Source organism: Paenibacillus sp. FSL P4-0176 (assembly GCF_037975265.1).
Taxonomy (GTDB): Bacteria; Bacillota; Bacilli; order Paenibacillales; family Paenibacillaceae; genus Paenibacillus; species Paenibacillus amylolyticus.
The window spans coordinates 6,410,208-6,421,257 of the sequence record NZ_CP150242.1; the positions used below are offsets into that span (position 1 = coordinate 6,410,208).

Here is an 11,050-nt window from a genome sequence, read left to right on the forward strand (position 1 = left end):
AATTCAATTATACAGTTTCAAAGAACTCAAGCGTTTTGCTGTCTTTTGTCAACGTTACAAACGCTTTTTTCCATTCGCTAGTATATCCGGAATAACGTCCGTACCGTTTCGGCTTAGCTGGAACACGAAGCGTGTTCACGTTTTTCACTTTTACATTGAAAATAGCTTCTACTGCCTTTTTGATCTCGGTTTTGTTTGCACGGATATCGACTTCAAATACATATTTCAAGTCGTTCATCATGTCAGCAGTACGTTCCGTAATAATCGGACGTTTTACAATATCACGAGGATCCTTCATTACGCGAGCACCTCCTCTACCTTCTGAACTGCTTCTTTCGTAATGATCAATTTGTCGTGCGAAAGCACGTCAAGAACATTAATACCGTCAGCAGCTACGAATTTCACGCCTGGAATATTCCGTGCGGAAAGAGCTACATTATCATCATAGCTAGGAGCTACGATCAAAGCTTTACGTCCCACTTTGAGGTTACTCAAGATGGCTGCAAATTCTTTAGTTTTAGGCGTGCTCAACGTGAGAGCGTCCAAAACGATAATGTCATTGTCAAGCACTTTGGATGAAAGGGCTGATTTGATCGCCAAGCGGCGAACTTTCTTAGGCAGTTTATACGCATAGCTCCGTGGTGTTGGACCAAATACGATACCGCCGCCTTTCCATTGTGGTGAACGAATTGAACCTTGACGAGCGCGACCTGTACCTTTTTGTTTCCAAGGCTTACGTCCACCGCCACGAACTTCAGAACGTCCTTTTACTTTGTGGGTACCTTGACGAAGGGAAGCGCGTTGCATAAGAACTGCATCGTACAGAACGTGTTGGTTCGGCTCAATTCCGAAAACCGCATCGTTCAATTCAACTTCGCCTACTTGGCTACCATCTACATTGTAAACTGATACTTTTGGCATTTTGTGTTCCTCCTTTCTTCAGTGGTTATTTTTTCACCGTTTCTTTAACTCTAATGAGACTGTTTTTCGGTCCAGGAATGGAACCTTTCACGAGCAACACGTTACGCTCAGCGTCTACTTTAACTACTTCAAGACGTTGGATTGTAATAGTATCATGTCCCATGTGTCCTGGCAGGCGTTTGCCTTTAGGAACGCGGTTAGCTTGGATCGAACCCATTGAACCAGGGCCACGGTGGTAACGCGAACCGTGTGACATAGGTCCAGTGCTTTGTCCCCAACGTTTGATAACGCCGGCAAAACCTTTACCTTTAGAAATACCCGTTACGTCAACGAATTCGCCTTCAGCGAAAATGTCAGCTTTCAGTTCTTGGCCAACTTCATATTCTGCGATGTTGATACCGCGAACTTCACGAACGTAGCGCTTAGGGGCAGTGTTCGCTTTTTTAGCGTGACCTGCTTCTGGCTTGTTAGCATTTTTCTCTTTCTTATCGGAGTAACCGATTTGAATTGCTTCGTAGCCATCGTTCTCAATGTCTTTCTTTTGCAAAACAACACAAGGGCCTGCTTCGATAACCGTTACTGGAACGACGTTACCTTCAGGAGTAAATACTTGAGTCATTCCGAGTTTTTTTCCTAAGATTGCTTTCATGTTGACACCTCTTTTCCTTTATACATGGTCTTTGTTGTAGCTTGTATTACAATTTAATTTCGATATCTACACCGGACGGCAGATCCAAGCGCATCAAGGCATCCACAGTTTGTGGAGTCGGGTTAACGATGTCGATCAAACGTTTATGTGTACGTTGTTCGAATTGTTCCCGAGAATCCTTGTACTTGTGCACCGCACGAAGAATAGTAATGATTTGTTTTTCAGTAGGAAGCGGAATCGGACCGGATACACCAGCACCCGAACGTTTTGCTGTTTCAACAATTTTCTCCGCGGATTGATCAAGAATTCTGTGGTCGTAAGCTTTCAAACGAATACGAATTTTTTGCTTTGCCATTTTAGTCCCTCCTTCTATCGCCCAATTTTTTATCGGACATACTCCGTGAAAATTTTCTAGCCACTCTCCCATGGCAAAGGGGCCGGGTGTGCCAGTAACCTCTCACATCATCGCAACGTCACAGAACAACATTCATTATTATATAGAAAAGATAGGCGTATTGCAAGCATATTTAAGAAAAACATTTAAACTTATCTTTTCTGATGAAATGACTTCGTTTATTGCAGTGTTAATCTTCAATATCCAGGCTGCCTTGCCAATCCTTCTAAACACGTAAATGATGTTCATTTCGTATGACGCAGGTTCCGAACTTTAAACATAATAAAAGAGTTCTCTATCCGATGTCGGATAAAGAACTCTTCCGAAGCTTCGTTACAATACAATGTTACTCGTTCCAGTACACTGTTACATATGCTTTATTCAGCGTTAAGCCAAATTATTTTTGGATAGATGCTACGGAACCGGCACCTACTGTACGTCCGCCTTCACGAATGGAGAATTTAGTTCCTTCTTCAATCGCGATTGGGGAGATCAGGGAAACAGTAACAGTGATGTTATCACCAGGCATTACCATTTCAGTACCTTCAGGCAAGTTGATGATGCCTGTTACGTCAGTTGTACGGAAGTAGAACTGTGGACGGTAACCAGTGAAGAATGGTTTGTGACGTCCGCCCTCTTCTTTAGTCAGAACGTAGATTTGAGCTGTGAATTCTGTGTGTGGCTTAACAGAACCTGGTTTTGCAAGTACTTGACCACGCTCGATTTGAGTACGGTCAACACCACGCAACAATGCACCGATGTTGTCACCCGCTTGAGCGGAATCCAACAATTTACGGAACATCTCAACGCCTGTTACAACGGATTTTTTAGTTTCTTCAGTGATACCAACGATTTCGATCTCTTCGCCGACTTTAACAGTACCACGCTCTACACGGCCAGTAGCAACAGTACCACGACCAGTGATGGAGAATACGTCCTCGACAGGCATCAAGAAAGGCTTGTCAGTTTGACGCTCAGGCAGTGGGATGTAAGTGTCGATCTCTTTGAACATCTCAACGATTTTTTGAGCCCATTCGCCATCTGGGTTTGCCAGAGCTTCACGAGCGGATCCACGAGTGATTGGAGTATCGTCACCTGGGAACTCATATTCGTTAAGAAGGTCGCGAACTTCCATCTCAACCAATTCCAACAACTCTTCGTCTTCAACCATGTCACATTTGTTCAAGAACACAACAATGTAAGGTACGCCTACTTGACGGGAGAGCAAGATGTGCTCACGAGTTTGTGGCATTGGGCCGTCTGCTGCGGATACTACCAAGATAGCTCCATCCATTTGAGCCGCGCCAGTGATCATGTTTTTAACATAGTCGGCGTGACCAGGGCAGTCAACGTGAGCGTAGTGACGAGTGTCAGTTTCGTACTCAACGTGTGATGTGGAGATTGTGATACCGCGTTCGCGCTCTTCTGGAGCTTTGTCGATTTGGTCGAATGCAATTGCAGCACCACCGTAAGTTTTGGACAATACAGTTGTGATTGCAGCAGTCAGAGTTGTTTTACCGTGATCGACGTGACCAATAGTACCGATGTTAACGTGGGGTTTATTACGTTCGTATTTAGCCTTTGCCATTTGAACGTGGCCTCCTTAAAATTATAATTTTATGTTTTCACTGAATGAAGTGCTCCGAATTTAATTCTTATGCACTTGCATCCAGTGTGAGAAAACTACTCGGTGCCTTTTGTTTTGGCAACGATTTCTTCAGCGATGCTCTTAGGAACTTCTTCATAGTGAGAGAGTTCCATGGAGAATACGCCGCGTCCTTGAGTACCGGAACGAAGAGTTGTAGAGTAACCAAACATTTCAGACAGAGGTACCTTAGCACGGATGATTTGAGCTCCACTACGGGAATCCATACCTTCGATGCGGCCACGACGGGAGTTCAACATACCCATTACGTCACCCATGTACTCTTCTGGAACAGTTACTTCTACTTTCATGATAGGCTCAAGCAGAACTGGTTTACACTTGTCTTTAGCCGCTTTAAGCGCCATAGATCCGGCAATTTTAAATGCCATCTCATTGGAATCGACATCATGGTAAGATCCGTCTACGATTGTAGCCTTAACGTCAACAAGCGGGAAGCCTGCAATAACGCCGTTTTTCATTTGCTCTTCAATCCCTGACAGTGCAGGTTGAATGTATTCTCTTGGTACGGAACCACCGACAACCTTACTTTCGAACTGGCTGCCTGTACCCGGCTCGAGAGGTTCGAATTCAACCCATACGTGACCGTATTGACCACGACCACCGGATTGACGTACGAATTTACCTTCAACGCGCGCTGGAGCACGGAATGTTTCACGGTAAGCTACTTGTGGTTTACCCACAGTAGTTTCAACCTTGAACTCACGACGCATACGGTCGATGATGATATCAAGGTGAAGCTCACCCATACCTGCCAAGATCGTTTGGCCTGTTTCTTCGTCAGTATGAGCACGAAGAGTTGGATCCTCTTCAGTCAACTTACCGAGAGCAACACCCAGTTTATCCTGGTCAGCTTTGGTTTTAGGTTCAACAGCGATTTCGATAACCGGATCAGGGAAGTTCATTGACTCCAGGATAACCGGATTTTTCTCATCACATAGTGTATCACCTGTACCTGTATCTTTCAAACCTACGGCAGCTGCAATATCACCGGAGTAAACTACAGTGATTTCTTGACGGCTGTTCGCATGCATTTGAAGGATACGACCGATACGCTCACGTTTGTTTTTAGTGGCATTCAATACATATGATCCGGATTGAAGAACACCAGAGTATACGCGGAAGAATGTCAATTTACCAACGTAAGGGTCAGTCATAATTTTGAATGCCAATGCGGAGAATGGCTCTTCATCGGATGACTTACGAATTGCTTCAGTTCCATCTTCAAGATGTCCCGTGATCGATGCAACATCTGTTGGAGCTGGCAAGTAGTCGATAACAGCATCCAACATCAGTTGAACACCTTTGTTACGATATGAGGATCCACAGATAACTGGGAAGATCTTAACATCTACAACACCTTTACGGAGTACGGTTTTGATCTCATCAATTGTGATCTCTTCGCCTTCCAGGTATTTCATTGTCAAATCTTCATCCAGTTCAGCAACGCGTTCAATCAACTCATTGCGAAGTTCTTCAACTTGATCTGCAAACTCTGCAGGAATGTCGGTTTCTTCGATATCTTGACCAAGGTCATCTTTGTACATATGAGCTCTTTGTGCAACGATATCGATGATACCTTTGAAATCATTTTCAGCGCCGATTGGAAGTTGAATCGCAACAGCGTTCGCTTGAAGGCGATCACGCATGTCAGATACAACGTTCAGGAAGTCAGCACCGATGATATCCATTTTGTTTACATATGCGATACGAGGTACGCCGTACTTGTCAGCCTGTCTCCATACGGTTTCGGACTGAGGCTCAACGCCTTCTTTCGCACTGAATACACCAACTGCTCCGTCCAATACACGAAGGGAACGTTCAACTTCAACAGTGAAGTCAACGTGTCCCGGGGTATCAATAATATTAACGCGGTGGCCTTTCCAAGCAGCGGTAGTTGCAGCGGAAGTAATCGTAATTCCGCGCTCCTGTTCCTGTTCCATCCAGTCCATTGTCGCAGCGCCTTCGTGTACTTCACCGATTTTGTGCGTACGTCCTGTGTAAAACAGGATCCGCTCAGTTGTCGTGGTTTTACCCGCATCAATATGAGCCATGATCCCGATATTACGTGTATTTTTTAAGGAGAACTCTCTAGCCATGAAATGGGTCTCCCTTCAAAATTGAAGTTTTTTTATTGTGAACTGAATCCTACCAACGGTAGTGAGCAAACGCTTTGTTCGCTTCAGCCATTTTGTGCGTATCTTCACGTTTTTTAACGGAAGCGCCTGTGTTGTTGGAAGCGTCGATGATCTCAGCCGCCAAACGCTCTTCCATTGTTTTCTCACCGCGGTTGCGGGAGTAGTTCACGAGCCAACGTAATCCCAGAGCAGTACGTCTCTCTGGTTTCACCTCGATTGGTACTTGGTAGTTGGCACCGCCGACACGGCGAGCTTTAACTTCCAGGACTGGCATGATGTTCTTGATTGCTGCTTCAAATACTTCCATAGGGTCATTACCCGTACGTTCTTGAATCAACTTGAACGCATTATACAGAATGCTTTGAGCAACACCGCGTTTTCCGCCGATCATGATGCGGTTGATTAAACGAGTAACCAACTTGCTGTTATATAACGGATCAGGCAGAACGTCTCTTTTCGTAACTGGACCTTTGCGTGGCATGGATATCCCCCTTTCTTTCTTGTTCAGCAGATCCTGTACCTTCCAGACTTAGACCAGAAGGCTTTCAGGCTATCTGCCTATAATAGTTTAGGCTTTTTTAGCTTTTGGACGCTTAGCGCCGTATTTCGAACGAGCTTGCATACGGTTGTTTACACCAGCAGTATCGAGAGCTCCACGAACGATGTGATAACGAACTCCTGCAAGGTCTTTAACTTTACCTCCGCGGATCAATACCACACTGTGCTCTTGAAGGTTATGTCCGATTCCCGGGATATAAGCAGTAACCTCGAGACGGTTCGTCAAACGAACACGGGCATACTTACGAAGTGCAGAGTTTGGTTTACGTGGAGTCATTGTACCTACACGAGTGCAGACACCACGTTTTTGTGGGGCACTGATGTTAGTAGATTCACGTTTCAAAGCGTTGAATCCTTTTTGCAAAGCTGGAGATTTTGACTTCTCAACTTTTGCTTGACGTCCTTTACGAACCAGTTGGTTAATAGTTGGCATGTGATTGCCACCCCCTTCCTCAAATATTCATGTTTCTTTACAAACCTCTTTGCACTAAGTCCACAGACCCAGGCGGTTCATAAAAAGACAAATGAAAAGTTTTTGCCTTGGAGAATTCTTAAAAGTTCTCGGACAAAAACGTTCCTTACCCTATGATTTTACGACAGCAGCCATAGCTGCTCCTACTCCAATCCCGCAAGCCTTGCCGAGATTTTTCATTGTATCCACTTTCGTGCATTTTACATTGTGTTGTTCACACAAAGCAATGATTTTGGAAGTAAGCTGCGGATCACTATCTTCTGCGACATAGACTTCAGAAGCCATACCTGTCTGCACCATCCGCATGGTCTGTTTGGTACCTATTTTGACATGAGCATCTTGCAAGGCTTTTTCATTAGACATTGTGTATTCCTCCGAATAGAACCATGTACAATCAGCTGCCCACGCACCTTTGATATATTAGCATCTAGCGCAAGCATTGTCAATGCTAATCCTAAAACATTTTTTAAAAGTTTACGTACATCAGGATTCGTCCGCCTGTATCATACAAACGTCCGTCTCCTGACGCACAAAACTTTCACTCTCCTCTAATGAGGAGAAATATATTTAATCAACCGAAACTGGCTCAAGTTCTTCTACTGAAGATTGGCCATCTTCTGGCTCAGCAAATTTGATGCTGCGGTAACGGTGCATACCTGTACCTGCAGGAATCAATTTACCGATGATTACATTTTCCTTCAGACCGAGCAACTGATCGACTTTACCTTTGATCGCTGCATCTGTCAATACACGTGTAGTTTCTTGGAACGAAGCCGCCGAGAGGAAGGAGTCTGTTTCCAGGGATGCTTTCGTAATACCGAGCAGGATTGGTTTAGCAACCGCCGGCTCTTTATCACTAAGAATCGCAATTTTGTTAGCTCTTTCGTACTCATGCATATCCACGAACGATCCTGGCAACAGCGTTGTATCTCCTGCATCTACGATACGGATTTTACGCAGCATTTGACGGATCATAACTTCAACGTGCTTATCGTTAATTTCTACGCCTTGGTTACGATATACGCGTTGTACTTCCTGCAGAATGTAGTTTTGTACACCACGTATACCTTTAATCCGTAACATCTCTTTTGGATCAATGGAACCGTCTGTCAACTCGTCACCCGCTTCAACTTCCGCGCCTTCGCTTACGCGCACACGGGAACCGTAGGTAACGGCGTATACTTTGGATTCCGCTTCACCTTGAATTTCGATTTCACGACGATCTTTCGCTTCGCGAATCTCTTTAACCACACCATCGATTTCACTGATCGTTGCTTGACCCTTAGGATTACGAGCTTCGAACAACTCCTGGATACGTGGCAAACCTTGCGTAATATCGTCTCCGGCTACACCACCGGTATGGAACGTACGCATTGTAAGCTGTGTTCCTGGCTCACCAATGGACTGTGCTGCGATAATACCAACTGCTTCACCGATCTCCACGTGTTTACCAGTCGCGAGGTTGCGACCATAACACTTCTTGCAGACACCATGACTTGCACGGCAGCTGAGGACGGAGCGGATTTGCAATTTAGTAATACCTGCTTTGATAATCGCTTCTGCTTTATCGGAGTCAATCAATTCATTGCGACCTACAATGATTTCTTTCGTTTCCGGATGACGAAGTGTCTCGAAGCAGTATCTGCCTTCAATACGGTCGTAGAGATCTTCGATAACCTCTTTACCATCCTGGATACGACTTACCGTAAAGCCTTTATCTGTACCACAATCATCATCACGCACGATTACGTCTTGGGCTACGTCTACGAGACGACGAGTCAGGTAACCTGAATCGGCTGTACGCAGGGCTGTATCCGCCAAACCTTTACGCGCTCCGTGAGTGGAGATAAAGTACTCGAGTACCGTCAGACCTTCACGGAAGTTCGATTTGATTGGGAGTTCGATAATTCGACCAGATGGGTTGGCCATCAGACCACGCATACCGCCCAATTGGGTGATTTGCGATTTGTTACCCCGTGCTTTGGAGTCTACCATCATCATGATCGAGTTGTAACGATCCATGGACTTCATCAGAATCTCAGTGATGTCATCTTTGGATTTTGACCAGATATCAATGATACGGTCATAGCGCTCCTCATTCGTAATCAGACCACGACGGTACTGATTCGTAACGATTTGTGCTTTTTCCTCAGATTGTCTAAGAATTTCAAACTTCTCAGGAGGAACGATAACATCAGATACCGCAACCGTAATACCGGCACGTGTAGAGTATGTGAAACCAAGTTGTTTGATTTTATCCAAAATAACGGCTGTTTCCGTTGTGTGATAAATTTCAAAACAACGTGCAATGATGGAGCCGAGGTATTCTTTACCGACACCGCCAGCCAGAGGAGCATTCATAATAGCTTCTCTGAGATCAGCACCTTTTTCATATACAAATGAGTGATCTGCAGTACCTTGGTACAGGTTAGCACGAGTCGCATCATTGATATACGGGAAGCTTGCCGGGAAAATTTCATTGAAGATAATTTTACCGACAGTTGTCAGCAACATTCCTTCTTGTTGTTCTTCCGTGAAGCTTGTTTTACCAAGCGCCTTAACCGGAATAGCTACACGCGCATGCAGACCAGCAGTACCACGTTGGTATGCCGATACAGCTTCGTTAACTGTACGCAAGATCATACCTGTGCCCTTTTCTTCCTTGTTATCCATAGTGAGGTAGTAAGAACCAAGCACCATATCCTGGGAAGGAGTAACAACCGGTTTACCGTCTTTAGGGTTCAAAATGTTACCCGATGCAAGCATCAGGATACGTGCTTCCGCTTGAGCTTCAGCGGACAAGGGAACGTGCACGGCCATTTGGTCACCGTCAAAGTCGGCATTGTATGCCGTACATACGAGCGGGTGAAGACGAATTGCTTTACCTTCAACGAGAATCGGTTCAAATGCTTGAATACCGAGTCTGTGAAGCGTAGGGGCACGGTTCAACAGAACCGGATGCTCCTTGATTACTTCTTCAAGAACATCCCATACTTCAGGACTTACACGCTCAACTTTACGTTTTGCGCTCTTGATGTTGTGGGCAAGCCCTTTATTTACAAGCTCTTTCATAACAAAAGGCTTGAACAATTCAAGTGCCATATCTTTTGGCAGACCACACTGATACATTTTCAGGTAAGGTCCAACAACGATAACGGAACGACCAGAATAGTCAACCCGTTTACCGAGCAAGTTTTGACGGAAACGTCCTTGTTTACCTTTCAGCATGTGGCTGAGAGATTTCAATGGACGGTTACCAGGACCCGTTACCGGGCGGCCACGACGACCATTATCGATCAATGCGTCAACAGCTTCCTGCAACATCCGTTTTTCATTTTGCACGATAATATCTGGCGCGCCCAGATCAAGCAGACGTTTCAGACGGTTGTTCCGGTTGATTACACGGCGGTACAAGTCATTCAGGTCAGACGTTGCAAAACGTCCACCATCCAACTGTACCATTGGACGAAGTTCCGGCGGGATAACAGGAAGTACATCCATGATCATCCACTCTGGCTTGTTGCCGGAGTTGCGGAATGCTTCGATAACTTCCAGACGTTTGATTGCACGATTACGACGTTGTCCTTGCGCAGTCCGGAGCTCTTCTTTCAGGAACTCAAGCTCTTTGTCTATGTCAAGGTCTTGAAGCAATTTTTTAACCGCTTCTGCGCCCATGCCAGCATGGAAACCATAACCGTATTTTTCACGGTAGCTGCGGTATTCTTTCTCGGACAACAGCTGTTTTTTCTCCAGTGGAGTTTCTCCTGGATCAGTTACAACATATGATGCAAAATAAATAATCTCTTCAAGAGATCTTGGAGACATATCCAGAGCAAGACCCATACGGCTCGGAATACCTTTGAAGTACCAGATATGCGATACCGGAGCAGCGAGCTCAATGTGGCCCATCCGTTCGCGGCGTACTTTCGCACGTGTTACTTCAACGCCACAACGATCACAGACAACGCCTTTATAACGGACGCGTTTGTATTTACCGCAATGACATTCCCAGTCTTTTGTAGGGCCAAAAATCTTTTCGCAGAACAGCCCTTCTTTTTCCGGTTTCAACGTACGATAGTTGATCGTTTCCGGTTTTTTCACTTCTCCGCGGGACCAAGAACGAATTTTCTCTGGGGAAGCAAGCCCGATCTTCATGTATTCGAAATTGTTGACGTCCAACAAGGAGCAACCCTCCTTAACCAATTCCTGTAATCTAGGTTACGCCCACTCCGGACGAAGCCGGAGCAAGACGTGA

10 protein-coding genes are annotated in these 11,050 nt (G+C 45.2%); all 10 read right to left on the reverse strand.

All coding sequences use genetic code 11. The features are described 5' to 3' along the window. Positions 1-7: 7 nt before the first annotated feature. Positions 8-298 carry a 50S ribosomal protein L23 gene (rplW, locus tag MKY95_RS29505; protein ID WP_017692077.1) on the reverse strand — a complete coding sequence of 97 codons (291 nt, stop codon included), beginning with the start codon at positions 296-298 and terminating at the stop codon, positions 8-10. Continuing rightward, a complete protein-coding gene (gene rplD, locus MKY95_RS29510; RefSeq protein ID WP_017692076.1) occupies positions 298-921 on the reverse strand; it encodes a 50S ribosomal protein L4 in 624 nt (207 codons plus the stop codon). Before rplD ends, rplW begins: the two co-directional genes overlap by 1 nt. A 25-nt stretch (positions 922-946) precedes the next feature. Continuing rightward, a complete protein-coding gene (rplC, locus tag MKY95_RS29515; protein WP_017692075.1) occupies positions 947-1,570 on the reverse strand; it encodes a 50S ribosomal protein L3 in 624 nt (207 codons plus the stop codon). Positions 1,571-1,616: 46 nt separating this feature from the next. Continuing rightward, positions 1,617-1,925, reverse strand: a complete 309-nt coding sequence (gene rpsJ, locus MKY95_RS29520; RefSeq protein WP_017692074.1) for a 30S ribosomal protein S10 — start codon at positions 1,923-1,925, stop codon at positions 1,617-1,619. A 436-nt stretch (positions 1,926-2,361) separates the two neighbouring features. After that, a complete protein-coding gene (gene tuf / locus MKY95_RS29525) occupies positions 2,362-3,552 on the reverse strand; it encodes an elongation factor Tu (RefSeq protein ID WP_017692073.1) in 1,191 nt (396 codons plus the stop codon). A 95-nt stretch (positions 3,553-3,647) separates the two neighbouring features. Next, the gene (gene fusA, locus MKY95_RS29530) at positions 3,648-5,726 is read right to left on the reverse strand and encodes an elongation factor G (protein ID WP_036607177.1); all 2,079 of its coding nucleotides are present in this window, start codon (positions 5,724-5,726) and stop codon (positions 3,648-3,650) included. A gap of 49 nt (positions 5,727-5,775) precedes the next feature. Beyond that, positions 5,776-6,246, reverse strand: coding sequence for a 30S ribosomal protein S7 (gene rpsG / locus MKY95_RS29535; RefSeq protein ID WP_017692071.1), 471 nt, complete (start codon positions 6,244-6,246; stop codon positions 5,776-5,778). Between the two features lie 87 nt (positions 6,247-6,333). After that, positions 6,334-6,756, reverse strand: coding sequence for a 30S ribosomal protein S12 (rpsL, locus tag MKY95_RS29540; protein ID WP_017692070.1), 423 nt, complete (start codon positions 6,754-6,756; stop codon positions 6,334-6,336). 150 nt (positions 6,757-6,906) lie between these two features. Then, a complete protein-coding gene (locus MKY95_RS29545; RefSeq protein WP_036607175.1) occupies positions 6,907-7,158 on the reverse strand; it encodes a ribosomal L7Ae/L30e/S12e/Gadd45 family protein in 252 nt (83 codons plus the stop codon). 204 nt (positions 7,159-7,362) lie between these two features. After that, on the reverse strand, positions 7,363-10,977 hold the full coding sequence (rpoC, locus tag MKY95_RS29550; protein WP_036607173.1) for a DNA-directed RNA polymerase subunit beta': 3,615 nt from the start codon (positions 10,975-10,977) through the stop codon (positions 7,363-7,365). Positions 10,978-11,050 lie beyond the last annotated feature (73 nt).

Coding starts and splice junctions, on each gene's coding strand:
- rplW (WP_017692077.1), bottom strand. CDS start 298: ATGAAGGATCCTCGTGATATTGTAAAACGTCCGATTATTACGGAACGT.
- rplD (WP_017692076.1), bottom strand. CDS start 921: ATGCCAAAAGTATCAGTTTACAATGTAGATGGTAGCCAAGTAGGCGAA.
- rplC (WP_017692075.1), bottom strand. CDS start 1,570: ATGAAAGCAATCTTAGGAAAAAAACTCGGAATGACTCAAGTATTTACT.
- rpsJ (WP_017692074.1), bottom strand. CDS start 1,925: ATGGCAAAGCAAAAAATTCGTATTCGTTTGAAAGCTTACGACCACAGA.
- tuf (WP_017692073.1), bottom strand. CDS start 3,552: ATGGCAAAGGCTAAATACGAACGTAATAAACCCCACGTTAACATCGGT.
- fusA (WP_036607177.1), bottom strand. CDS start 5,726: ATGGCTAGAGAGTTCTCCTTAAAAAATACACGTAATATCGGGATCATG.
- rpsG (WP_017692071.1), bottom strand. CDS start 6,246: ATGCCACGCAAAGGTCCAGTTACGAAAAGAGACGTTCTGCCTGATCCG.
- rpsL (WP_017692070.1), bottom strand. CDS start 6,756: ATGCCAACTATTAACCAACTGGTTCGTAAAGGACGTCAAGCAAAAGTT.
- MKY95_RS29545 (WP_036607175.1), bottom strand. CDS start 7,158: ATGTCTAATGAAAAAGCCTTGCAAGATGCTCATGTCAAAATAGGTACC.